Origin of the sequence: Janthinobacterium sp. 64 (assembly GCF_002813325.1) — a bacterium.
Lineage (GTDB): Bacteria > Pseudomonadota > Gammaproteobacteria > Burkholderiales > Burkholderiaceae_D > Janthinobacterium.
The window spans coordinates 4,996,578-5,021,755 of sequence record NZ_PHUG01000001.1 but is presented as its reverse complement, the minus strand read 5'-3'; the positions used below and the strand labels follow the sequence as shown (position 1 = coordinate 5,021,755).

Below are 25,178 nucleotides of genomic sequence, written 5' to 3'. Positions count from 1 at the left end.
AAAAGAATTGCGAAACCTGTCTCCGGCTTATGTACGGCGCTGGATGATCGTCTGCACCATCACGGTGCAGCAGCGCGAGCGGATGTTTCTCCGCTCCTGGCGTCACTGGCTCTGCCTTGGCTGTCGTGCTAGCTGACAGCGATGGCGGCCGCATCTCTGGGATGTCTGATGAACACCAACTTTTGAGTAAGGCGCCAATTTAATTCAAGCACCTTGTGCGCTGCAAGAATATTGTTATGTAAAATATTCATTCATCAACATAAAGGGCTGACTAGTGGTTATTCAGCCACAACAGCGCGCTTGCCTGGCTGTTTCACCCGATGATTTGCCGCACGGCGCGACTTTTTTTGCCTGGCCCGCGAAAGCGGAATTGGCGTCCAGCAAGACAGCCCCGGCGGTAAAAATAGTTGTAATATCGCCAGAATTGAGTTGCCAAGCCGCCCCATTCCAGTGCGGCGGCAGCCCCCCTGCACCATCGTCGATCGCCTCCATGCCAGAACCGAGCCAGCCCAGCAACGCCGTCCCGTCCTCCACCGTCGCCGCCCAGGCGGCGCATCTGCTGCTGAGCGCCCATTGCGACATCGTCTGGAGCACGAAAACCTTCGGCCAGTTCGATGCCGACCAGCCATCCTGGCGCGCCTTCACGGGCCAGACCGAGGCCGAACTGCTGGGCCGTGGCTGGGTCAATGCGCTGCATCCGGACGACCGCAACTTGCCTTACGTTATGCCGTCACATCTGACGAGCGTGTTCGAAGCGGAATACCGGCTGCGCCACGTCAGCGGCGCCTACCGCAACATGCTCGTGCGCATGCTGCCCGTGCTGGCGCCCGACGGCAGCATCGTTGAATGGCTGGGTTCGCATTGCGACGTCACGCAGCAACGGCAGACGGAACAGCGGCTGCGTCTGGCCATGCAAGGCGGCCGCATGGGCACGTGGGAGATCGACCTGGGCAGCGGCAGCATGGCCTGCTCCGACGCATTCAAGGCCAATCTGGGCCTGCCGCCTGCCAGCCACATCGACTACGCGCAGCTGACCGGTGCCATGCTCGACGGCGAGCTGCAGCACTGGCAAACGGTGGTGCATGCCGCCATCGCCAGCGCCAGCGATTTCGAGATCGACATCCGCGTGCGCTGGCCCGATGGATCGCTGCACTGGGCGCACATGCGCGGCACCTGCACCAGCGATGGCGCCGGCAACGTGATCGGCCTGTCCGGCATCTCGCTCGACCTGACGGCCAGCAAACAGAACGAAGAAACCCTGCGCCTGACCCTGGCGGCCGGCGAAGTGGCCACCTGGAACTGGGACATCGTGGCCGACCGGGTCACGGCCGACAGCAATATGGCGCGCTTGTTCCCCGTCAATGCCGATACGGCCACGGCGGCGCCGCTGGCGCGCTACCTGGACATCATCCATCCCGATGACCGCGAGCAAGTCAGCACGCAGATTGCCCAGGCGCTGCAGGCGCACACGCCGTTCGAGGCCAGCTACCGCGTCACTGCCGGCGATGGCCAGTACCGTTCGGTCATCGCGCGGGGCCGCGCGGAATACGCGCCCGATGGCACGCCCTTGCAATTGCCCGGCGTCCTGCTCGACATCACGCGCCAGAAACAGGTGGAAGATGCGCTGCGCCGCAGCGAGGAACGCTACCGCACCCTGATCGAGCTGATGGACCAGGCCTTTTGCGTGATCGAAATGCTGTACGACGAACAAGGCCGCCCCGTGGATTTCCGCTACCTGGAAGGCAATCCCTCCTTCGTCAAGCAGTCGGGACTGGAAAACGCCATCGGCAAGACCATCCGCAGCTTCGTGCCCGACCACGATCAGCACTGGTTTGACCTGTACGACCAGGTCGTCAAGACGGGCGAACCCGTGCGCTACGAAAACGAAGCCGTCGCCATGGAACGCTGGTTCGAAGTCTTCGCCGCGCGCCTGGGCGGCCCCGGCAGCCGCCTGCTGACGGTGCTGTTCAGCGACATCAGCGAACGCAAGCGCTCAGAGCAGCAATTGCGCCAGCTGGCCGACAACCTGTCCGAGATGGACCGGCGCAAGACGGAATTCCTGGCCACCCTGGCGCACGAACTGCGCAACCCGCTGGCGCCCATCCGCAACGGCTTGCAGATCATGCGCCTGGCCGCCGACAAGCCCGCCACCGTGGCGAGAGTGCGCGACGTGATGGAACGGCAAGTCAATCAGATGGTGCATCTGGTCAATGATTTGCTCGACGTGGCCCGCATCACGCGGGGCCAGATCGAACTCAAGCCCGAGCGCACGGACTTGAAAGCCATCATCGCCAACGCCGTGGAAACGAGCATGCCGCTGATCGAAGCGGGCCGCCACCAGTTCCAGGTGCAACTCGCTGAAGACCCGCTGCCGCTCAAGGCCGACCCCACGCGCCTGGCGCAAGTACTGGGCAATTTGCTCAACAATGCCGCCAAATACACACCCGCGGGCGGCCATATCAGCTTGCGCGCGGTACGCGATGGCAACGAAGCCTTGATCGAGGTCAGGGACAGCGGCGTGGGCATCCCCGCCGAGTCGATCGCCACCGTCTTCGACATGTTTACCCAGGTGGGACAAAACATGGGCCGCGCGCAAGGCGGCCTGGGCATCGGCCTGTCGCTGGTGCGGCGCCTGGCCGAGCTGCATGGCGGCAGCGCCACGGTGGCCAGTCCAGGCGCCGGCCTGGGCAGTACCTTCAGCGTGCGCCTGCCCCTGCTGGAGGAAGCAGCGAAAGTGTCCGCCGCACCGGCCGCGCCTGCCAGCCCCGCCAGCGGCGCGCACTTCCGCGTGCTGGTGGTCGACGACAATGTCGATGCGGCCGACACCCTCGCCGCCGTGCTCGACATGATGGGCCACGCCACGCAAGTGGCCCACGACGGCGCGCAGGCGCTGGCCGTGGCGCCGCAATTCTTGCCAGACGTTATCTTCCTCGACATCGGCTTGCCCGGCATGAACGGCTACGAGGTGGCGCGCGCGCTGCGCCGGATACCGGCCGGCGCCAACGTCGTGCTCGTCGCATTGACGGGCTGGGGCGCCGAAAACGACCGCAGCCAATCGAGCGCGGCCGGTTTCGACCACCATCTGACCAAACCGGCCAACCTGCTCGCCATCGGCGAACTGCTGGCCACCCTCGCCACACCAACAACACCAACTACACCGACAAACCATGCCTGAATCCACGAACCACGTCCGCCGCCATCTCCTGCTGGCCGGCGGCGCCGCCATGCTGTGCCCGGCACCGCTGCTGTTTGCCGCGCCCGCCACCAGCCTTGCCGCCGGCCACACGCAACTGGCCGCGCTGGAACAAGCCGCAGGCGGACGCCTCGGCGTTGCCGCCTGGCGCCAGGGCAGCGAGCTGCGCGTTGCCTACCGCGCCGACGAACGCTTCCCCCTGGCCAGCACCTTCAAGGCCATGCTGGCAGCCGCCGTACTGGCCCGCAGTGTCAGCCAGCCGGGCTTGCTGGACCAGCACGTGCGTTACGAGAAAAAGGAACTGGTCACCTATTCGCCCATCACGGAAAAGCATCTGGCCGACGGCATGACGGTCGCCGACCTGTGCGCCGCCACCTTGCAGTACAGCGACAATAGCGCAGCCAATTTCTTGATGACCTTATTAGGCGGGCCGCAAGCCGTGACGGCGTTTGCGCGCAGCATCGGCAACACCATGTTCCAGCTGGAACGCTGGGAAACGGAACTCAATAGCGCTATCCCCGGCGAAGTGCGCGACACGGCCAGCCCTGCGTCGATGGCGCACAGCTTACAGCAAGTGTTATTAGGAAATAGCTTGCCGGCGGCGCAGCGCCAGCAACTGGACGCCTGGATGCGCGGCAACACGACGGGCGACAAACGCATCCGCGCCGGCGTGCCGGCCGGCTGGAAAGTGGCCGATAAAACGGGCTCGGGCGCGTATGGCAGCGTCAACGATATCGGCGTGGCCTACCCGCCCAGCGGCGCGCCGCTGGTCATCGCCGTGTACTACACGCGCGAACAGAAAAAAGCGGACACGAATCAGGACATCATCACGGCCGCCACGCGCATCGTGACGGCCGCGTTGGTCTGATTATTTCGGTAAGGCCGCCATGAAACCCGCGTAAGTCGACCAGGCGGGGTCGGCCGCGCTGCGAATTTCAATCGGGAATTTCGGACGCGGCGCCAGCGCCGTGTTCAGGCGATTGAAAAACTCTTCGCCCGACTGCGTGTAATAAATCCATTCGCGCAGGTTTTCACCGGTCGACACCAGCGCCAAGGTGGCGAAGCCGCCCTCTTCCACCACGGGTGCCAGCGCCGCTTCCAGCTCTTCCATATGCTCGCGCTCGTTCGGTGCGGGCATGCCCGTTTCATCTTCATAACGCCAGGCGATGATGATGCGGTCCGGCTGCGACGACAGGTCCCAGTCGTCATGGAAGGTGTCGACATAGCGGTAGATGATGGCCATCTCGTCGCTATGCGTGACGATGGTGCCCCAGCTGCGGGCGGAAGTGGAATTTTCGTTCATGGTTGCAACAGTCAAAAAAATCAATCGAGGGGGCGCAGCTTACAGCACGGGCGGGCAAGTCACATTCCAGGCGTCATACTGGGCACCGCTCTTGCGCAGCCAGACGCGGGCGTAGCTGTCGCGGTCGCTCTTGAACACCAGTGCATAACGCTCTTCTGCACGCGGTGCGGCGGCGCCCACGTCGACGGCCGCCAGCGTAAACTTCAGCGCGCGCAGCGGCGCGCAGGCCGTGTTACCCGCCATCAATAATCGCGCCCGCTCCAGCAGCGGCTTCTGGTACAGCAACACACCTTCCAGCTCCACATCGGGTATCCGTTGCAGCATGCGCACGGGTTCGGCCACCGCGCGGCAGGTGCCACGGTCGAGCCAGGCGTAATACTCCATGCCCGCCTCCTGCCAGCGCGCCTGCTTGCCCTCGCCGTGCAGCACGAACTTGGTGCGCTGCGTGCGGCACAGCACGCCATGACCGCGATACGGCGGCGTTTCCACGCTGCCCACCACTTCGCGGCCCCGGCTGCCCACCACGGCTACGCTCTCGAACACGGTGCGCGCAGCGGGCTCGCCCGGATATTGCTGCGCATAAAATTCCAGCAAGGACGCGCGCTGCTGCGCATCCACCGCCACCACCTCGGCGGCGCTGGCTGAGATGCACACGGCCGATACGGTAAAAAGCGCTACAGAGCGCATGAAATATCCTGGCATGGCATTCCTTCAATCGACGTTCAGGGGCGGGTATCGCCCAAGCGCAGATTATATAGTTACCAGGAAATACCAGGAGTGTACGGCGTCAGGACGTGCGGAAGTTGACACCACCAGCGAGCAGCCTGGCACCGCAGGTGGTGGTATCGCCTTCAAAGGCGATGGCAATTCCGTTGATGGTGTGCCGGGACGAGCCGCTGGCAATCTTGCAGCCCTGATGCCCCTTGATGGGGCAACTGCATAGGTCCCCGACGCAGGCGACCGCAATGCCATTGACCGTGAAGTGCGTGGCGGCACAACTGAGCACCTTGCCACCATGTGAAGTGGCGTCGCCCAAACGGATGACTTTGCGCATGCTGCCTCCCGTTTTACTTGCCCACCGAGCTTTCCAGGATGGCTTCCACCGATGGCGCCGCGTAGTTGGCCGGGTCGACGGCGGGCGTGACGCGGCTGCGGAAGATATCGCCGCTGGCATCCTGCTGCTGGCGTTTCGCATCCGATGGTGGCGTAATAAAAATGATGCTGGCCTCATTGCCGTCGCGCATATTAATCGCGGCACTGGCGCCCCCGTCGCGATAGCTGCCCAGCACGCCGATGGCCATCTGCATGAACCAGGTGGCGGCACCCGTGTTGCCCAGGCGAAGATCGGTATTGATGAACTGCGCGCTCTTGCCGCTGTCGATTTCCGGTCCGCCTTGTGACGCATAGTCATGCAACAGGCCTTCGAGCATCAGCAACTGTTCCGGCTGGTTTCCCGTGCCGGCCACGATGCGCGCCGGCCCCTTGCCGCGCTCCGCTTCCGGCAAGGTCTGCAGTGCCTGCTGCCAGCCTGCATTGAATATCTTCTGGCGCGCGTCGCGCCGCGTGACGGGCTTGCCTTCCTCATCCGCGAACTTGACGAATACGGGTCGGTGCACGAAACCGAACGAGGGCAGGCGGTCAAAGGTTTCCATCTGCTCCCGGTTCCACGGAATGGGAAACCACGGCGTCGGCTTCCAGTCGCGCGGGGGACGATTTTCCCAGGGATTGAGCTTGTCGAACGTATGCAAGCCCACGCCACGGATATCGGGCCGCTGGGCAAAAGCGGCGGCAGCGGCGAGCCATTCGGCGACGGTGGGTTGACGTTCGCTGAAGGCTTCAGGTCGCTGCTGTTTCGCGCGCGAAGGCAGCGACTGCATGACGTTGTAATACATGGCCCGCAGTTTTTCCTGGACGAAGTTATTCTCCGGGTCGTCCCAGACAAAAGGGCGCAACGGTTCTACTCGTTCGCGGCGCGCCAGGATAAATACTGCCGTGGCATCAGGCATATCAGGAATGAAATATCCGTTTACCAATTTCCTTGCAGTGCCTGGCTTCCGGTTGCCATCTCGCGTGCCAACGCTATCCTCGGAGTGTAAGGCGACGTAAGGTACGTCAGGATGCTTATCGAAAAAATCAAACACATCAATCAGCAATTGGTCGGGATGTTCATCCAGCTTCCAGGAAGCCACGGAAAATAGATGCAAGGGCATGCCCCCCGTACCAGCGCCAGCCACGAGTCCCGCCATCGGCTCTATCAAGCTCGGTTGTGCAGCCGGGTCAAGAATGGGGGTACCCGCATAAAATGACGGCAGGTTCCAATGCATCGGAGTGGAATTGATGCCATTTTCCAGCGCATCATAGGCCCTGCTACCGCCTTCCCCATCCTTGTCATCGCCTGTCCACGGGTATTTCCTGGGGTCTTGTTCGCGTATGCTGGTGTAAGAACTTCCTTTTTGTAAGACATCCCACAGCTTTCCTTGCCGATACTTATCCAGAGTAACGCCAAGTCCAATCACCTCCAGTACATACTCCCGCACCGGTTCCACAGGTACCTTTGGCTGTTTCGCCTGCAACTGTGACGCAATTTCACGGGCCTGACTCTTAGTTGCGGCGCCTAGCCATAACCAGCCAGCAAATAAAATTACAACAACTATCGATATCCCCAACCAACGAAGCATCATCATAGTTCTCACCTTTTAGGTCTGCAATTCCGAAGGATGCACAATCAGTCCAAGTAAGCTGTTATCGATGCGTCTTGGACACGCTACTTACCTTTTCTTCAGCCACTACTTTCATATTTTTTGTTTGCGATACGACAATCTTCCATAAGGCGCCCGACAGCAATGGAAGTCCTGCAGGTAAACTTCCGCTGTTGTAATAGCCAATATTTCCTTCAATAATGGATTGCCGCCATGCTGGCTCAACATCCAGATAAGAAGAATACAAAGCACGAAATCGATGCATTAATAGTATTCCGTCTCTCGGTTGCTCACCTTTCTTCAGAATCTTCACCCGCCAATCCGCCACCGCGCACAGATACGCATAAAACTGCGGATCCGACGACGCCTTGCCGCTGCCAATCGCCACGTCATACGCGGTCACCTGGCTATGATTTTTTGCGCTACCGATAATGGAACTGTGGAAAGACTTGGCACTGACTTCCCGCTGCCAGCGCAAGCGCGCCTCGTTCGGGCTTTCCTGAATTTTCGCCACGACATTGCTGTCAGGGTAGCGTTGCGCCGAGACAATTTCGCGTTGATCCAGCTTGTCTTTCACGTCCAGTCCTTTTTCCTTGTTGTAGCTTGCCGTCATCAATGCCAGCTCTCGTAAACTCAGGTATTCTGCCCGTTCGGGAAACTTTTGATAACCGCCAGGATCAGGACGAAATTCGCTGCGTAGCTGCATGCCGCTCCCGCTGGTCGGTGCCACTGACGCATCGCAAGGATCGACTTCTTCCGCTGGTCCCTGATCGGCAACAGGACGATTTCTCATCATGGACGTAGCCGGGATATTCTCCGGATCGATTTGCGATGTGCCGCGCAAGTCGGCGGCTACGGGCAGCTTCAATGCTTCGCCCGTGATGGTACGAATGCCATTGCGCTGCTCCATCTTGCTCAACCGGGTATTGACAGGCCAGGCCACCGCTTGATGTTGTGCGCGGTGTTTTCGCAGAGAAACCTCCACGTGCGATTGCTCCGTTTCCGTCGACAGGCGCAACGGAAAGTCAAACGGTGGCGGCTTGCCTACCAACGACACCGTGGTCTTTCCCGTGGCTGGATCCAGCCGGATCTTGTTGCTGAATACCCGCTGATAAAATCTGCCACCCAGTTCCACCAGAGCGCCGCGTACCTGCTTGTGTTCCACCATCTTGGTATGACCGGAGGAAATACTGTACCCATCAAGACTGGATGTCTCCTCTTCTTCCACCAATTCACTTCCCAATGCATGATCGGGCACGCCATCCCACCCTATGCCCTGGATGTTATCGAGCGCCACCGTCATGTCTTCAGGACAAAAATACAGATAAACCTTGCGGCGGTTGTCGCGGTCTTCGGCGCTCTGCCAGCGGCTGCCAACCATGCCGCGATGTTCGTCCTTCTTCAGCTCGGCAAACGGCGGCTGGCAAGCCTGGCCGTTGCCCTTCGCCACGCCGGAAACTATGTTCACCAATGTCTTCAGGCGCGCTCCCATGGTCTGCGCACCACTGAGCAAATGGTAATAGGGCTTCATCGCCGCATCCTCACCGCCATCGAACCAGGCAGCACCTCGCATCAACAGAGGCAGGCTATCCACCAGGCTGTACGGCGGATGCGTGAGTATCAAATTATCGGCTGGCGCCAACCCTTTCTCCATCAGCATGGCTTGCGCCAGCAGCGACAGCAGGCAGCCCTGGCTGTGCGCAACGATGCTGACGGTATCATCCGCGTCGTAATCGCGGATCATGGAAATCAGTGCGGCCAGCCGCTGCGCCGCCAGCACCATATACATGCGTCCGGGCGCCGTTTTCAGTGGCCTCAAGGCATCGCCCATGGGGTCCGCAGGCGCATACATGCCCGGACGCCACATGTCGGGCAAGCTGCTGGTGGCGTTGCCAAACGGCCCACCTTCCTTGGACAGATCCTTGTCCAGCCGGTTGCCGTAACGGTCAACGAACTGACCATGGATGGTAGTCGTCTTACCTTCAACTTCGCGGTAGCCCCAATAGAAGGGAATCACGGGGCTGTTGGTGTCCTTGGCGATCGTGCGCTTGAAGAAAACGGCATCGGGGTCATCTTCCAGCTTGTCCTTGTCCGCTGCCACAGGCATGCGGTAAGAAGCTGGCGTAAAGCCGCGTCCCAGCCTTTTCGTCAAGCCCTCGCACAAGCCATGCTCCACCGCCTTGTAGCTGACGCCCACATCGTTGACGCCATGGATGACGATGATATTGCCCGGCAGGTTGCGGCGTATCTTGACCTTCTTGCACACGCTGCGTTCGCAATGCAGGAGTGCCACTTCCTCGCCCACCACGTACGGTACTTTCGGATAGCTGCCCATCGCACTCTCCTGGCGTCATCAATCCTTGTTGTTGAACACTTCGATGGCGGCCAGGTGCATCGCTGCGCGCTCCAGCACATCCGTCTTGCCGCCTCCATCGCTGCGCCCATTGGCCGACGAGCCATCGCCCAGCTTCACGGCAAAGTGCGCCTGCGGTGCCAACTGCGGTTGTTGCGGCACGCCATCGACGGCGCTGTCGTCGCCTTCATATTGAAAGATGAATTGCTGGTCGGCCTTGCCCTCGGCAAAGCTTGGCAATTGCACCTCCATGCTTTGCGGGTCATTGAAGATGAAATTGGGCGCATTGAAGTTCAGCGGCGACTTGCTGCCGAAGGTGATGCCGTCGGCGATGCGGATGAAAGCGCCGTGCTTGGAGATCAACACGATTTCATCGGCCATGCCCGTCAGCTTGCCTTCGCTGGCGGTGAGCTTCAGGTTTTTCGCCGCGTTAAGGTCCATGTCGTCATGCTGGCTTTGCAGCAGGAACTTGCCATGATGGGCGATGGCGCGGATGCCATCCGCATGGGCAAACAGCGAGATGCCCTTGCCCGCATTCACGCTGTAGCGCTGGCCTGCCACCGCTTGCAGGTGCTGCTGCGCCACGGTATCGATATTGCTGACGGCATAGCTGACGATGGCCTTCGAACTGGCAAAGCTGATGCCGGCGGGCGCCGTGACAGCAATCGCCGCCGCACCGCCCAGTTCGGCACGGGGCTGCGTATTGCTGCCGCCTTCCCAGCCTTTCAAGCTGTGCTGCAATTCCTGCTGCGCTTCGTCCGCGTGCTCCAGCCCCTGATGCGTGGCAGCATAGCTGCCCAGCGAGCGAAACAATTCCAGGCAGTTTTCCATCAGGCCCAGATATTCGCTGCGCGCCATGTGGCTACCCTCGCCGTTCAGGCGCTTCCAGGCCGAAATCAGCATGCCCTTGCCCGCCCGCATGGCCAGTTGCTCATCGGTGCGCAGCTCGGCGCCCTCGCCGCGCGCCTCGCCTTGGCCATTGCGCCGGTCCTGCGTCAGCCAGCCCAGGTTGAGCTGGGTAGAACCATGGTCGCTGGCAAGCTGGGCGTTGATTTGCCCATGCACATCGTCAAAGCGCAGCTGGTTGCCACGCGAGCCCTTGATCTCGCGGCTCTTGATGCCGGACAAATAACGGTTGCCGGGCAGGTCGCCCACCTTGCTCAAGGCAACCGGCTGCGCATTATGGTTGTACAACTGTCCCACGATGATGGGCCGGTCCGGATCGCCTCCAAGAAAGGCCAGCAGGACTTCGCTGCCCACGCGGGGCAAGCCCAGGTAGCCGCATTGCTGCATGCTGCCAGGTCCGTTTCCCGCCCAGCTCGACGCGACCCGCACCCAGGCCGAATCGGCATCTGTGTCGGAGGCGCCCGTGCCGCCTGCATGCTCATGGTCCAGCTTGCGCGTGGCGGGAAAGCGCACCTTGACCCGGCCCATCGCGTCGCAATGGACTTCCTCATTCGCCGGCCCCACCACCATGGCGCTTTGCATGGGAACTGGCGGCAAATCACTGCGCGTGTCGTAGGCCGGCACGATGGCCACGCCGCGCCGCACTGCCGTCAGTTCGATATGCATGCGCAAGGGGCCACCGTCCACGGCAGCCGCCAGTTCGCGCTGCGGCAGCGATGCGTCATCGGCCAGCCAGCGGTTGCGCGCAAACAGGCGTGCCACCCGGGCGGCCAGCTCCCTGGGTAAATTATTTTGCGCCGCCACGTGCAGCGACGTGACGACAAAATCGCGCGCGGCCGCTGGCAAGGCGTCAACGTCCGGATGCTCGGCCAGCGTAAAATATTCACCCGGACACAGGTCGCGTACGCTGCCTTCGGCATGGAAGCAATGGCTCTCGTAATCGTGCTGCTGCATGGCCAGCATGCCCAGCTGACACAAGGCATCATGATCCATGCCCGCGCGCGGCGGCAGCACACGATAATCATCAAGAGTGGCGGCAATGGCATTGCCATGCATGCCCTGCTGCCCCTGCCCCAAGGCATCGGCGGTCATGAATGGCCGCGCGCGCGGATGTTCCTCGTTCCAGCTATGGCGCGTCACCTTGCCCGCCTGCAGCTTGCGCACTTCGTTCCACGACGTCAGGGTGTCACGCTGTTCCGTCGCGCGGTCCGCGTGATAGCGCACGGTATCGGCCACGTTCTTTCGCAAGCCATCGGCGTGGTTGAACAGCACCAGCGTGTGCGCCGGTTCGGCATGTGCATCCGTATTGCCCTCGGCACGAAAAAACCAGGCGACGCCGCTGCGCTTGAGCAGGCGCCGCACGAAGGCTGCATCGGACTCATTATGCTGCATGACAAACTCGCGCTGCGGATACGTCTGCGCCTCAAAGAAATCGGCAAACGCATACTGGAAGGCATGCGCCAGCACGGTATTGCTGCGTATCCATTCATCGAGCAAGGTCTTGACGATCTCGATATCCGTCAGGCGCCGGAAGACACGCGTATTGCAGCGTTTTTCCATGATGGCGAAGGCGTCCGTCAGCACCAGCTGGTAGCTGGCCAGCGCGCCATCGCTGTCACCTGCACTGGCTTGCGTGACGATGCCGCAGATGCTGCGCAGCTGGCCTTGGTCGGTGACGATATCGAGTGCCGCGGGCAAGGCAATCAAACTACTGAGCGGCAAGTCGGCATGCGTCGAGACACACAAGATGCGGTATTCGATGCCGCCACAGATGGCCTCGCTGCCGGCGATACGCTGCGGTATCAGCACGCCGGCAGGCACCTTGGGCGAAACACCCAGGCGCAGGCGCAGCGGTCGCTCGGCACCCGATATCGACTCGTCACCGTCCATGGTATTCTCCTCGTTCGCACTTGCATCGAATCAAGCTGGAGAACCGACAATGCCATGGGATGGCAGGGAAATACTTGATATTTAGTAAGAATCCGCCAAGGTTCCCACTACTTCCATCAACCTTTTCCGCTTGGCCAGCAGGGCGGGCCTTGAGCAGCACAATGGGGCGCAATCGCTGCGCCCCACTATCCAAGCTGCAACTTCCTCACGCCATCAGCGCTGGTAATGCTTGAAGAAATTCCAGCTGATCACGGTGGCGTCCGGGCCCAGCTCATCGCTGAAGGGCCAGCCGGGAGGGCCGCCGCTCCACGCGTGGTTCATGCCTTCGACCGTGTATTTTTGCGCGATGACGGCGCCGTTGTGCAGATACGTGTCGATGGAGTAACTGCGGCCGTAGGGCACCGTCTGGCGCACGATGCTGTCGGCACGGTAGCGCACGCTGTCATTGTCGAGGCCATCGTCGCCAACATCGCTGGTCTGCAGGAATTGCTCGATGGTTTGCTCGCCGTTGACGGGGTTGACGACGATGTCGGAAGTACCGTGGAACACCATCGTCGGCATCAGCCGACGCGGCGAACCGGAGCAGCGCCAGGCATCCTTGCCGCGCACTTTCGGATCGAACGCGCTGCCGTTGAACAGCGAATCGGCGGCCGTGAGCATGCCGATGGCGCCCTTGTACATGCCGCCCGAATGCACCATCACGGCAGCGAACACGTCGGAATAACAGGCGGCCATGATGGAGGCCATGGCGCCGCCCGCCGAGATGCCCGTCACGTACACGCGGCTGTCCTGCACCGCATACTTGTTCTTGACCTTGTTCAAGATACCCATCAGCACGGCCGGCTCGCCCGTACCCCGCTCCTGATTCAGCGGCAACATGAAATTCCAGCAGCGCATGGGGTTGGCCGTGGCGTTCTGGCGCGGATAGACGACGATGAAATTCTCGCTGTCGGCCAGCTGGTTGTAGCGGCTGACGGCGGCCATACTGTTGGGCTCGGAACCGCAGCCGTGCAGCATCAGTACCACGGGCAGCGGCGTGTTCGGATTGTAATTGCTCGGTAGCCAGACCTGGTATTCACGCGAACCCCACAGGCTCGCGTACAGGCCGAAATCCCACTGGCCAGCAAAGGCCGGCAGTGCAGCCAGCAAGCCGCAGGCGGCGATGATTGCGGATAAGAAGTGACGCAGTTGCTGATGCAGATGTGCCATGCCAGTCTCCTGATTATTATTCACCACGAAAACAGCGACAACGAACCAGCCTGGCGCTCACCAGGCTGGCACTTCAACAAGCTTTTAGAATTTGTAGCCAGCCTTGGCGATGATCTGGCGCGGCGGGCCGTAGAAACCGTCGAGGATGAACACGGCCGGAATGTTGTAGCCATCCGTGCGGTAGCGCTTGTTGCCCAGGTTGCTGCCGTGCAGACTGAAGGTCCAGTTCTTCGGCGCTTCCCACACGACGCCGGCCGTCCAGATGCTGTAGCCGCCCTGCGCCAGGGTTTCGCTCAAGTCCGTGGTCGGGTAGACCTTGCTGCGGTAGCCATAGCCGACCATGCTGCGCAAGGCGCCGCCGAAGACGTCGCGGTCCGTGCGCGTCAGGTTCAAACCCACTTGCCGGGCTGGCGTATTGCTGAACTTTTGCGTAGCCGCAATGTTCTTGCCACCGCTCATGAACTCGTCATAGCCGGCGCTCAGCAAGGCGAGGAAACCGTTGACTTCCCACTGGCGGTTCGGCCGCCACGAGAATTCGAATTCCGCGCCTTTCACGGTCGCCTTGCCCGCATTCGTGAAGTCGCCATAGAAGCCCGGCACGCCACCCGGCTGCACGTAGCTGGTGAACACCGACAACTGGATATCCTTGTAGCGGTTGTAAAACAGGGCCACGTTGGCGTCGAAGGTATCGTCGGGCGCCGCGTATTTCATGCCCACTTCCAGCGCATCGAGTTTTTCATCCTTGTACGGGCGCGCGGAATCGGGCACCACCAGGTTGTTGGCGCGCACGTTGTAGCCACCCGACTTGAAACCGCGCGACAGGTTGCTGTAGAAATTCGTCGTCTTCGACGCTTCGTAGCGCACGGAGATTTTCGGCGAGGTATTGCTGACGGACAAAGACTTGTCGAAGTCGGCTGCCGTCTGGATGGGCCGCGTAAAGCCCACGTCGGCAAAAGCACGGTTGAGCACGATGGCGCGCTTTTCCTCGCGCGTGTGGCGCAAGCCCGCATTGATGCTCCACACCTTGCCCAGCGGCCAGGTCCAGTCCGTGTACAGCGCCGTGCTGTCCGTCTCCACCGTGCTGACGGCGGCCGTGAACTGGCGTCCCAGAAAGTTGTTGTAAATGCCGCCGCCGGCCGTGCCTTCGAAGCGGTACAGGCCGATCACGCCGGCGCCATAGTCGCCGCTGTACGAGGCCTGCAATTCCAGGCTTTTCTGCTCGTCGCGCGAGTCGCCGAACACGTCGGCAATCGGTTGCGGCAAGCCGTCGAAGTCGATGGTTTGCTCGGACGTGCTGCGCCGCTTGGCGCCGATCACTTTCACGGACCAGTCGTCCGACAAGGTGTAATTGGCCACCAGCGAGCCGCCCCGGTTATGCGTGAAATTGTTTCCTGGCATGCCGCTCTGGATGTCGTACGCATCCTTGCTGGCGGGCCGCTTGAGCGGGTCAAAGGCGCTCACGCCCATGCGCTGGAAGCCGCGCACGCCCGATTTGTCGTCCGTGGCGTCCAGGCTCAGCACGACGGTAAGCGGAATATCTTGCGGAAAATAGCCGACGGACAGGCGCGCGGCAGTGCTGTCCTGGTCGCTGACCTGTTCGCCATTGAAAGTGTTGCGGCCGAAACCGTCGCGGTCCAGCTTGGCAGCGGCCAGGCGCGCGCGCCAGGTGCCGCTCTCGTTGGCCAGGTTGAAGGCGGCCTTGAAGTTGCGCTGGTTGTAGTTGCCGATACCCACTTCCGCCGAGGCGCCGTTTTCCTTCGCCAAGGGGCGCGAAATGTACTTGATGGCGCCGCCGATGGTGTTCTTGCCGTACAGGGTCCCTTGCGGGCCGCGCAGCACTTCGATGCGCTGCACGTCGAACACGTCGAGCAGCGCGCCTTGCGGCCTGGCCATGTAGACGTCGTCGAAATAAATGCCCACGCCCGGGTCCACGCCCCAGACGGGGTCGGCCTGGCCCACGCCGCGGATAAACGCCGTCAGGGTGGTATTCGTGCCGCGCGAGGCGTACACGGTCAGGTTCGGCACGCGCTCCTGCAAGTCGGCCAGGTTCTGGATATTCGCCCGTTCCAGGGCCTTGGCGGAAAACGCCGTGACGGCCAGCGGCACGTCCTGCAGGCGCTCTTCGCGGCGGCGGGCGGAGACCGTCACGGTTTCCATGCGCTCTTTCGCATCGCTGGCTTCCTGGGCGCTGGCAGCAGTAGCCGGGATGGCTTCCTGCGCCTGGGCCTGGGTGGCAAAAGCGCCGGCAACGGCGAGGGCGGCGGGCATCAATTTCAAAGCAAGTTTCATAGCGTCTCCAATGTCAGGCTTGCTTACCACCAGGGAAGACGGCCGGTTTGCAGATTCGCAAGACGTCACGGTACCGGCGCGCGCAATGCGAGCACCTGCCCTGCGATGACTGTTTCCCGGCCCTCGTCCCGTGCGGCGAGTGGCCTGTTTATTTTGAATGTGTGGCGAGGAAGGACTGCAACAAGGTATTCACACGCTGCGCCTGGTCCAGGGGCGTGGCATGGCGCGAGTTCGCGATGATCTCGAACTCGCACTGCTGAAACTGTGCGGCAAAGGCCCGCTTGCTGGCGACGGGCGTGTAATCCTGATCGGCCGCCATGATGAAGACGGGCATGGCCAGGGTCTGGAAATGAATGTCGATATTCCAGTGGAAAATGGCGTCCAGCGCGGCCAGGTAGGCGCGCTTGTCCATGCCTGCCATTTGCGTGGCGAAGCGCTCGACCAGCGCTTGCTGGGGCGGATCGGGAAACAGCTTCTTGCCGATGATCTTGCCCATGGCTTTCAAGCCGAAAGTGGCGATCACCGTGCGCCGCAGCCAGTAGGCAAACAGCAACGACGCCGGCTTGCGGCCCTGAAACGGCTGCGAGTTGATCAGACATAAACTGGCCACCCGGCCGGGCGCGCGGTTGGCCATTTCCAGGCCCACCATGCCGCCCAGGGAAAAGCCGACGATGTGCGCGCGCGGCACGTCGAGCTGGTCCATCAGGTTGAAAAGGTCGTTGGCGAAGTCGCCGATCTGCCAGTCGCCGCCCGGTGCGGGACTGGCACCATGGCCGCGCAGGTCGGGCACGATCAGGCGAAAGGTGCTGCCGAGGGCGTCGACTTGCGGGCGCCAGTCTTCGGCGCAAGAACCGAGGCCGTGCAGCAGAAACACAGGCTCGCCCTGCCCTGTCTCAGTGCCGGGATCGAGGTCGAGGTAATGCAATGGAACATCGGATGTCGTGTGACGCCGCATTTTGTCTCCTTGCTGTTGAACATGCTTTGTGTTCAGGTGCAGGAATATGTTTTCCTGCTGTTGGAAAACATAATACGGAATCCGAATTCCGATTTCAAGTTAAATCGCTAAATAGTTTAGGTCAGGTAATTTAAAGCAACACGCACCAGTTCATCTTCCAGTGCCGCGCCCGACAAAAAGGACAGCGAACCCGTCAGGGTATGTTGGTTCAGGATGCCCAGCAGCACGGGGGGCACCACCATCATCGCCTGCGTCGGGTTCGGGTGGCGGATGCTGGACGACTTGCTGGCCAGTACGGCCACCGTGCGTTGCGAAATCAAATGATTGATCTGGTGCACCCTGTCGCGAAATTGCGCATCCTGCGACGCGCGCGTGATCAGGGCGCGCAACACACCGCTGCGCCCGCCATTCACGGCCACGAACATCGCTACCATGGCGCGGATGAAGTCTTCCAGGCTGCGCCCTTCCCACTGGCGCAGCTCCGTCAGGGTCTCGACCTTTTCCACCATGTCGGAAAAAAAGCGCTGCAGCAGCAAGCGGCTCAGGGTGTCCTTGTCGCCCAATAAACGGTAAAAGGTGCCCACCGAGGTTTCCGCCAGTTTCGCCAGGTCAGCCACGCCGATTTCATCGAAACGGTTTTCCGCCAGCAACTGTTCACCGACCTGCAGCAGGCGCTCGAACGCTTGCTTGCTGCGCGCCTGGGTGGGTTCCGGGGGAACGATCATCTGCGGGAAGGGCATCGGAAAGGAAGGCATGCGGCGTCGGCGTCTCGAATAGTGGAACCTAAGTTCCGTTATGGGGTGCGCGTATTGTAACGCGGGAGACGGCCGATGGGGAGCGCCGCATGGCGCCCTCGCGCGTGCTACCTGCCCTGCCACTCCATATAGACGTCGGCGCGCTGGTAATGCGCGTCGCCGGCGGGCCGCGCCACGTGGCTAAAACCGCTGCTTTCATACAGGCGGATGGCGGGCGCCAGCTTGCTGTTCGACTCCAGGAACAGCAGTTGCGCGCCGCTGGCCTCGAAGGCGTCGAAGGCCCGTTCGATCAGGCGGCGCGCGATGCCCAGGCCCTGGCATTCTGGCGTGACGGCCATCTTCGACAATTCGATGTTGGCGTCATCGGCGCGGATCAGCGCGCAAGTGCCAACGATCTTGCCGTCCCGGCGCGCCAGGAAGATCTGCCCGCCGTCATCGAGGATCGAACGTTGCGGATCGGACAGCACCTTGTCATCGAGCGCCTCGACATAGAAATAGCGCTCCAGCCATGCGATATTCAGGCGCTTGAAGTCGGGTGCATATTGGTCGGCGTAATCGATGATCTCTACGGCGGCCCGCTCGCGCTGGCGCCGGCAGGCGGCGATCGTTTCGCCAAAGCCTTGCGATTGCAAGCGCGCTTCCGCCCGGTCCAGGCTGGCCATCAACTGCGGCGTGCCTTGCTCGAAGACCATATCGACGGCCGCACGCACATCGTCCCACAGCGGCGCCATGTTGCGCAGCAAGGCTTGCCCCGCGTCGGTCAGCGCCAGCAGGCGGCGCCGCTCATCCTTGGCGTCCGGCAACTCCGCCACCACGCCAGCATCGAGCAGCTTGCGCCCCAGTTGCACCACCACCGGATGCGTCTGGCCGATCTGCGCGGCCAGGGCCGTGATCGCCGTGGGGCCGTTGTCGCGCAGCAGCAATAACAAGGGGAAACAGCGCGACGTCAGTTCGACGCCGGCCACCAGATAACTGGTATCGACACCGGCATACAGTTGATCGGAAAGACGGCGCAGGCGGCTGGCCAGCATCAGGGAGCCGTAGGTTTGCAAGTTGGAGGACATGAGATCGGGATATATGTAAGTAGTTACGTATACCCTAACGTAAACCGTCTTTCCAGGTCAAGCACAGGCTTGCCTAGTCCTCATCATCGGCCAGCGCCACTTGCAGCCTGGCCTCAAACACAGTCTCGACCACCTCCCCCAATCCCGGCCACACCTGCGTCAGCCAGCGCTTGCCCTCCTCGCTCGGCGCCACATATGGCGCGTCGCGCGTGGCGCAGGCCAGGCCGATGGCGATGACCTGCGCAGCATCGTCCAGGCCACCCGCGATCATGGCATCGATGGGGAAAGCGATCAGCTCGGCGGTCAGATGCGGACGCAGCAGGCATGCGGGCGCGATGATGGCGAACGATGCTTCCACGTAGCTCCAGCAATTGGTGGGCCAGTGGGCGTTTTTCACCTTGTCCAGGAAGGCAGCGTCACTGATTGCTTCAGGATGGGCTTGCGCCTGCGCATAGAAGGCGGCCAGGGCAACGAGTTGCGGCGGGGAAATCCAGGTGGGCATCAATCTTGATCCAGGCAAAGCCGCTCCACGCCGGCGGCAAAGGCGGACTGTAGCATGTTCAAGTGGCACGCTGAAACACGGCTGGGCCGGGCATACTGCCGGCATCGCTCTCGACCCTTTACTTGAGGAAATCCATGTCGGTCTACGCCGTTACCATTCCCTGCTTTGCACAGATGCTGCGCTCCCTGACGACGCTGTTAATTAAAGGCGAAGAACGCGCCCAGGCGCTGGGTTTCGATGCGCAACACCTGCTCGATGTGCGTTTGGCACCCGACATGCATACCTTGGCTGCACCCTGGCGCAGGAAGCCGTGCGTCGGCTGACGCAGCAAGCGCTACCCCAGCTCGTCACGCCTGCCAACCTGCGGCAAGCCGGGGCGCTGTTTCCGGCGAAAAGCCTAAAAACGCTCGTCGCGCAGCGCCGGCAGCACCAGCTCGCGCACGAACGAGGCATTCGACAGGCTCAGCAGCATGCGCACGACGGCAACGACGTCATGCACGGGGATCAGCTCGCCCTCGCCCCGCGCGGCGGCGTCCGCCAGCGGCACCGACAAGCCATCGTAGGTATTCAGATAGCCCAGTTGCAGCGCCGTCACGGCCAGTCCCTGTGCGCGGAATCCTTCACGCAAGGCGTCGGCGATGCCGTTCAGGGCGAATTTCGAAGCGCTGAACGTCACTTCCGGCCGGCCGCTCTGGCGCAGACCGGACGTCGACCCCGTGAGTATCAGCTGCGGTTTGCTGCTGGCCAGCAAGCGCGGCACCAGGCGCTTGAGCAGCAATATCGTCGCCGTGATGTTGGTATTGACCATGTCGACGATGGCCTCGTCCGCATCGCCAAGGAAAGCGTAGTCATCGCTGAAGGCCTTTTCTTCCCACACGCCCAGGTTGTAGATCACCGCGTCCAGCACGGCCGGCGCGACACGCGCGATGCGTTCGACGGCCTCGGCCGGTGCGGCCAGGTCCGCCTCTATCCATTGCAGCTGTGTGTCCTGGCCGGCAGGCAAGTCGGCGGGTTGCTGGCGCGATACGCCGATGACGGCATGGCCCTCAGCGAGCAAACCGTCCACCAGCGCGCGTCCCAGGCCCCGGCTGGCGCCCACGATCATGATATGCATTGTGTGTCCTTTCCAATGAAGTCAACGCTGATGATAGCGGCGTTGTATTAAGCACAGCTGAGGCGTCTGCGCATACGCACCGCATTTACTCACGCGGCGGAAATGCGTATGCTAGATCTGGCAATCTCCGATAACACACAAGAACGAGACACATGCCTACTTCCAACACCGCCGCAATCAACGCCGCAAGCCGTCCCCTCACCAAACAAGACTACAAGACCCTGTCGCTGGCCGCCCTCGGCGGCGCGCTGGAATTCTACGATTTCATCATCTTCGTCTTCTTTGCCAACGCCATCGGCCAGTTGTTCTTCCCGCCAGAAATGCCGGAATGGCTGCGTTTGCTGCAAACCTTCGGCATCTTCGCCGCCGGCTACGTGGTGCGTCCGCTGGGCGGCATCGTCATGGCCCACTTCGGCGACTTGCTGGGCCGCAAGCGCATGTTCACGCTGTCCATCCTGATGATGGCCGTGCCGACCCTGCTGATCGGCTTGCTGCCGACCTACGCCACCATCGGCCTGGCCGCCCCGCTGCTGCTGCTCTTGATGCGCGTCTTCCAGGGCGCTGCCGTGGGCGGCGAAGTGCCTGGCGCCTGGGTATTTGTGTCCGAACACGTACCGAGCCGTTTCACGGGCTTTGCCTGCGGCGTGCTGACGGCCGGCCTGACTGTCGGTATTTTGTTGGGTTCGCTCGTCGCGACGGGCTTGAACACCGTCTACACGCCGGCAGAAATCACCGATGGCGCCTGGCGCTATCCGTTCCTGCTGGGCGGCCTCTTCGGCTTTGGCGCCATGTATCTGCGCCGCTGGCTGCATGAAACGCCCGTGTTTGCGGAAATGCAGCAGCGCAAGGCGTTGGCGACGGAAATGCCGTTGAAATCCGTGCTGCGCAGCCACCGCGGCGCCGTCGCCGTGTCGATGCTGCTGACCTGGATGCTGTCGGCCGGCATCGTCGTCGTCATTTTGATGACGCCTGCCCTGCTGCAAAAGATCCACCACATCGCGCCGCGCACCACCCTGGTGGCCAATACCGTGGCCACGCTGTGCCTGGCCTTCGGCTGCATCATCGCCGGCATGCTGGCCGACCGCCTGGGCGGCAAGCGCGTGATCTTCACCGGCTCCGTTCTGCTGGCCATCAGTACATATATCTTCTACACCACCGTCGGCAGCCGCCCCGACCTGCTGCTGCCCCTGTACGCCATGACGGGCCTGTTCGTCGGCGTCGTCGGCGCCGTACCCTACGTGCTGGTGCAGGCATTCCCGGCCCAGGTGCGTTTCTCGGGACTGTCGTTTTCCTACAACTTGTCGTACGCGATTTTCGGCGGCCTGACGCCCGTGGTCGTGACCCTGATGCTGAAAAACAACGTGCTCGGTCCCGCCTATTACGTGATCGGCGTGTGCGTGGTGGGCATGCTGACGGCGCTGTTTATCAAGGATCAGCGGCAGACCGTGGGACGCTAGATTCGCGCCCCTGCGGCAATCACTGCAGCACGATTTCCCCAGGCAGGCGCCAGGTGCGCCTGCCATCCCTCCCAGGCTACCAACATGCATGCCCACCATCCCGCACTGATCATCATCGACATGCAACAAGGCATGGCCAGCCCCGCTGCCGGAAGCCGCAACAATCCCGCTGCGGAACACCAGATCGCCACCCTGCTGCAAGCCTGGCGCGCAGCGGACGCCACCGTCGTACATGTGCGCCACATTTCCAGAACGCCAGGATCGCCCTTCTGGCCCGGCCAGCCCGGTGTGGAATTTCAGGCAGCACTGGCCCCTTTACCGGAAGAGCATGTCGTGGAAAAAAATGTGCCGGATGCCTTCATCCACTCGGGATTGGAACGCTGGTTGCGCGTGCGCAGCATCAGCAAGCTGGTCATCGTGGGCGTCAGCACCAACAATTCCGTGGAATCGAGCGCGCGCACGGCGGGCAATCTGGGCTTTGCCACGCAAGTCGTCGCCGATGCGTGCTTTGCGTTTGCTCAAGTCGATTATGCGGGCACGCCAAGAACGGCGGACGAGGTGCATGTGATGGCGCTGGCCAATTTGCATGGCGAGTATGCGCAAGTGGTGGCAACGGCGGACGTGATCAACGCACTGTCCCGCCCTTGCCCAGCGCCAGCGCCCCACCTTGTCCGCTAAGCTGTGGCCGGCATACGACATCTGCGCTGAAAAAGCACCCCGCAAGGTCCTCCACACATTGCCAGCAGGTGTACAAGCCAGCGCCACCTTCGGGTGACTCCTTTCGCCACGATATGTCGCGCCGCACCACATTCTGAAAAGGCGTTTCACATCAGCAGCTGCCCCGGCAAGCTATCAAGAAAATAGCAATAGGAACTCTTCAAAGGAGTTTGAAATCTTTCGCCAGTAATCATCGTCCCATACGATGACAGATGGCGCGCTTCGGGCGCCCCTGAAATCGAAACAGAATTGACTCCCGTCACCGGCCATGCCGAAACAAATGATTTCTGTAAAATCAACGATGTCCGGAATGGCTCCCGGCCCGGCACTGACACTTCCAGGCTCCCCATAGCAGCCATCGCCGACGAAACACGCGCCAAGCTTCGCTGTCTGGGCAGTCAATTCGACGACATCCGTATAGATTTGAGCCAGTTCCGTCTGCAAGACGCCACCGAAAGAATCGAGCTCTTCTTTCAGTCTCAAATTGCAAAATCCTTCCACATCCCGATACCTTGCTGCAAAAGCAACATACTCGACGGGTAAATCCAAACCGTTCATCTGCATCGCTGACTTTACCTTTCACAATTGGATCATGATATTAAAACAAAATTGCTTCTACGCCACCTTCGGGTGGTTTTTTTCGTCCCGATATGTCGCGCTGCACCAAATTCTGAAAAGGCGTTTCACATCACGAAATTTCAAACAGCAGACTCAGCCATTTATGCTCTCACTTTTTGAAAATTCATTTCATATCATGAAAAATCATAATTAATCCATTGAAAAACAAAGACTTAATTTAAGTTATATGTCTTATATAAGACTTGAACATTGGCGCGAATCGGCCTACTATTTAGTCATGCAGTTTGCTTCGACAAGACGTTGTGGCGCACTCGGCGATTTTCTCAAACATAGCTTTTCTTTTTAGGAGATTCACATGTCCCAATATCAAGACGACATCAAAGCTGTTGCTGGTTTGAAAGAGCAACAAGGCAGCGCCTGGAACGCCATCAATCCCGAGTCCGCCGCCCGCATGCGCGCCCAGAACAAGTTCAAGACCGGCCTGGACATTGCCCGCTACACGGCCAAGATCATGCGCAACGACATGGCTGCCTACGATGCGGACCCATCCAAGTACACCCAGTCGCTCGGTTGCTGGCACGGTTTCATCGGTCAACAGAAGATGATCTCGATCAAGAAGCACTTCAACAGCACCGACCGCCGTTACCTCTACCTGTCCGGCTGGATGGTCGCCGCCCTGCGCTCCGAGTTCGGCCCGCTGCCAGACCAGTCGATGCATGAAAAAACCGCCGTCACCAGCTTGATCCGCGAACTCTACACCTTCCTGCGCCAGGCCGATGCCCGCGAACTGGGCGGCCTGTTCCGCCAGCTGGACGCTGCCCAAGGTGCTGAGAAGCAAGCGATCCAGGCCAAGATCGATGGCCACATCACCCACGTCGTGCCCATCATCGCCGACATCGACGCCGGTTTCGGCAATGCCGAAGCCACCTATTTGCTGGCGAAACAGTTCATCGAAGCGGGCGCCTGCTGCATCCAGATCGAAAACCAAGTGTCCGACGAGAAACAATGCGGCCACCAGGACGGCAAAGTCACGGTGCCGCACGAAGACTTCCTGGCCAAGATCCGCGCCATCCGCTACGCCTTCCTGGAACTGGGCGTGGACGACGGCATCATCGTCGCCCGCACCGATTCGCTGGGCGCCGGCCTGACCAAGCAGATCGCCGTCACGAATGAACCAGGCGACCTGGGCGACCAATACAATGCCTTCCTCGACTGCGAAGAAGTGTCGGCCGACGCGCTGGGCAATGGCGACGTCATCCTCAAGCGCGAAGGCAAGCTGCTGCGTCCAAAACGCCTGCCGAGCAACCTGTTCCAGTTCCGCGCCGGTTCCGGCGAAGAGCGTTGCGTCCTGGATTGCATCACCTCGCTGCAAAACGGCGCCGACCTGCTGTGGATCGAAACGGAAAAACCGCATATCGCGCAAATCGGCGGCATGGTCAGCGAAATCCGCAAGGTCATCCCGAACGCCAAGCTGGTGTACAACAACAGCCCATCGTTCAACTGGACCCTGAACTTCCGCCAGCAAATCTTTGACGGCATGAAAGCGGCAGGCAAGGACGTGTCCGCCTACGACCGCGCCCAGTTGATGAGCGTGGAATACGACCAGACGGAACTGGCGATCGCCGCCGACGAAAAGATCCGCACCTTCCAGGCCGACTCGGCCCGCGAAGCCGGCATCTTCCACCACCTGATCACCCTGCCGACTTACCACACGGCAGCCTTGTCGACCGACAACCTGGCCAAGGAATACTTCGGCGACCAGGGAATGCTGGGCTACGTGGCGGGCGTGCAGCGCAAGGAAATCCGCCAGGGCATCGCCTGCGTGAAACATCAAAACATGTCCGGCTCGGACATCGGCGACGATCACAAGGATTACTTCAGCGGCGAAGCGGCACTGAAGGCGGCTGGCAAAGACAACACCATGAACCAGTTCTAAGTTTTTGGTTTGGCTGTAGAGTGAGAAAACCCGCTTCGGCGGGTTTTTTTGCGTCTTCGTTGTTGACAGGTGGTAGTTTTGTAGGTCGGGTTAGCAGCACGCGTAACTTGGATACATGCAGACCATCGTCAGCATCGCCGTGAATTAGGTGATTGCAATGATGCTGGGGTCGATTGCAGGATTCCTGACCCTGCCGCCAACTTGGGTGGCCGTGTAGCGGTGGATGATGGTGGGCGTGTTGACGGGGCTGGGGGTGA

21 protein-coding genes are annotated in these 25,178 nt (G+C 61.1%); 6 read left to right on the top strand and 15 right to left on the bottom strand.

Translation table 11 applies throughout. From position 1 onward, the window contains the following. Positions 1 to 282: 282 nt before the first annotated feature. Positions 283 to 492 carry a hypothetical protein gene (locus tag CLU91_RS27975; protein ID WP_157814762.1) on the bottom strand — a complete coding sequence of 70 codons (210 nt, stop codon included), beginning with the start codon at positions 490 to 492 and terminating at the stop codon, positions 283 to 285. Here CLU91_RS27975 and CLU91_RS22050 point away from each other — a divergent pair. Together CLU91_RS22050 and bla are read left to right on the top strand one after the other, a co-directional pair. Then, on the top strand, positions 491 to 3,175 hold the full coding sequence (locus tag CLU91_RS22050) for a hybrid sensor histidine kinase/response regulator (RefSeq protein ID WP_100875825.1): 2,685 nt from the start codon (positions 491 to 493) through the stop codon (positions 3,173 to 3,175). The genes CLU91_RS27975 and CLU91_RS22050 overlap by 2 nt on opposite strands. Further along, a complete protein-coding gene (gene bla / locus CLU91_RS22045; protein WP_100875824.1) occupies positions 3,168 to 4,061 on the top strand; it encodes a class A beta-lactamase in 894 nt (297 codons plus the stop codon). Before CLU91_RS22050 ends, bla begins: the two co-directional genes overlap by 8 nt. On the opposite strand, the gene CLU91_RS22040 is transcribed toward bla, so the two are convergent. From CLU91_RS22040 to CLU91_RS21985, 12 genes are all read right to left on the bottom strand, one after another. Next, a complete protein-coding gene (locus tag CLU91_RS22040) occupies positions 4,062 to 4,496 on the bottom strand; it encodes a DUF695 domain-containing protein (protein ID WP_100875823.1) in 435 nt (144 codons plus the stop codon). It lies immediately after the preceding gene. A 39-nt stretch (positions 4,497 to 4,535) separates the two neighbouring features. After that, positions 4,536 to 5,183, bottom strand: coding sequence for a hypothetical protein (locus tag CLU91_RS22035; protein ID WP_157814761.1), 648 nt, complete (start codon positions 5,181 to 5,183; stop codon positions 4,536 to 4,538). 100 nt (positions 5,184 to 5,283) lie between these two features. Next, positions 5,284 to 5,550 (bottom strand): PAAR domain-containing protein, encoded by a 267-nt coding sequence (locus tag CLU91_RS22030; RefSeq protein ID WP_100875821.1) that lies wholly within the window; start codon positions 5,548 to 5,550, stop codon positions 5,284 to 5,286. Between the two features lie 13 nt (positions 5,551 to 5,563). Continuing rightward, a complete protein-coding gene (locus CLU91_RS22025) occupies positions 5,564 to 7,180 on the bottom strand; it encodes a type VI lipase adapter Tla3 domain-containing protein (RefSeq protein WP_100875820.1) in 1,617 nt (538 codons plus the stop codon). A gap of 58 nt (positions 7,181 to 7,238) precedes the next feature. Next, on the bottom strand, positions 7,239 to 9,530 hold the full coding sequence (locus CLU91_RS22020; protein ID WP_100875819.1) for a T6SS effector phospholipase Tle3 domain-containing protein: 2,292 nt from the start codon (positions 9,528 to 9,530) through the stop codon (positions 7,239 to 7,241). A gap of 18 nt (positions 9,531 to 9,548) precedes the next feature. After that, on the bottom strand, positions 9,549 to 12,344 hold the full coding sequence (locus tag CLU91_RS22015; protein WP_100875818.1) for a type VI secretion system Vgr family protein: 2,796 nt from the start codon (positions 12,342 to 12,344) through the stop codon (positions 9,549 to 9,551). Between the two features lie 213 nt (positions 12,345 to 12,557). Further along, a complete protein-coding gene (locus CLU91_RS22010; RefSeq protein WP_100875817.1) occupies positions 12,558 to 13,553 on the bottom strand; it encodes an extracellular catalytic domain type 1 short-chain-length polyhydroxyalkanoate depolymerase in 996 nt (331 codons plus the stop codon). Positions 13,554 to 13,637: 84 nt separating this feature from the next. Beyond that, positions 13,638 to 15,842, bottom strand: a complete 2,205-nt coding sequence (locus CLU91_RS22005) for a TonB-dependent receptor (protein ID WP_100875816.1) — start codon at positions 15,840 to 15,842, stop codon at positions 13,638 to 13,640. Between the two features lie 148 nt (positions 15,843 to 15,990). Next, entirely contained in the window at positions 15,991 to 16,797 is an 807-nt protein-coding gene (locus tag CLU91_RS22000) for an alpha/beta fold hydrolase (RefSeq protein ID WP_100875815.1), read from the bottom strand. 116 nt (positions 16,798 to 16,913) lie between these two features. Continuing rightward, entirely contained in the window at positions 16,914 to 17,552 is a 639-nt protein-coding gene (locus CLU91_RS21995; protein ID WP_198521383.1) for a TetR/AcrR family transcriptional regulator, read from the bottom strand. 107 nt (positions 17,553 to 17,659) lie between these two features. Continuing rightward, complete coding sequence (locus tag CLU91_RS21990) at positions 17,660 to 18,616, bottom strand: bifunctional helix-turn-helix transcriptional regulator/GNAT family N-acetyltransferase (RefSeq protein WP_100875814.1); 957 nt, start codon at positions 18,614 to 18,616, stop codon at positions 17,660 to 17,662. 73 nt (positions 18,617 to 18,689) lie between these two features. Beyond that, positions 18,690 to 19,118 (bottom strand): hypothetical protein, encoded by a 429-nt coding sequence (locus CLU91_RS21985; RefSeq protein ID WP_100875813.1) that lies wholly within the window; start codon positions 19,116 to 19,118, stop codon positions 18,690 to 18,692. A 134-nt stretch (positions 19,119 to 19,252) separates the two neighbouring features. Here CLU91_RS21985 and CLU91_RS21980 point away from each other — a divergent pair, with 134 nt between their 5' ends. Beyond that, a complete protein-coding gene (locus tag CLU91_RS21980; protein ID WP_099760421.1) occupies positions 19,253 to 19,441 on the top strand; it encodes a DUF1993 family protein in 189 nt (62 codons plus the stop codon). A 74-nt stretch (positions 19,442 to 19,515) separates the two neighbouring features. Here CLU91_RS21980 and CLU91_RS21975 read toward each other — a convergent pair whose 3' ends face one another. Continuing rightward, the gene (locus tag CLU91_RS21975) at positions 19,516 to 20,232 is read right to left on the bottom strand and encodes an SDR family oxidoreductase (RefSeq protein ID WP_100875812.1); all 717 of its coding nucleotides are present in this window, start codon (positions 20,230 to 20,232) and stop codon (positions 19,516 to 19,518) included. A 152-nt stretch (positions 20,233 to 20,384) separates the two neighbouring features. On the opposite strand from CLU91_RS21975, the gene CLU91_RS21970 reads away from it, so the two are divergent. Continuing rightward, positions 20,385 to 21,689 carry an MFS transporter gene (locus CLU91_RS21970; protein ID WP_099760423.1) on the top strand — a complete coding sequence of 435 codons (1,305 nt, stop codon included), beginning with the start codon at positions 20,385 to 20,387 and terminating at the stop codon, positions 21,687 to 21,689. An 84-nt stretch (positions 21,690 to 21,773) separates the two neighbouring features. After that, positions 21,774 to 22,367, top strand: coding sequence for a cysteine hydrolase family protein (locus CLU91_RS21965; protein WP_100875811.1), 594 nt, complete (start codon positions 21,774 to 21,776; stop codon positions 22,365 to 22,367). Between the two features lie 174 nt (positions 22,368 to 22,541). Here CLU91_RS21965 and CLU91_RS21960 read toward each other — a convergent pair whose 3' ends face one another. Further along, entirely contained in the window at positions 22,542 to 22,964 is a 423-nt protein-coding gene (locus CLU91_RS21960; protein WP_157814760.1) for an SMI1/KNR4 family protein, read from the bottom strand. Positions 22,965 to 23,340: 376 nt separating this feature from the next. Here CLU91_RS21960 and CLU91_RS21955 point away from each other — a divergent pair, with 376 nt between their 5' ends. Continuing rightward, complete coding sequence (locus tag CLU91_RS21955; protein WP_100875809.1) at positions 23,341 to 24,921, top strand: isocitrate lyase; 1,581 nt, start codon at positions 23,341 to 23,343, stop codon at positions 24,919 to 24,921. Positions 24,922 to 25,178: the final 257 nt, after the last annotated feature.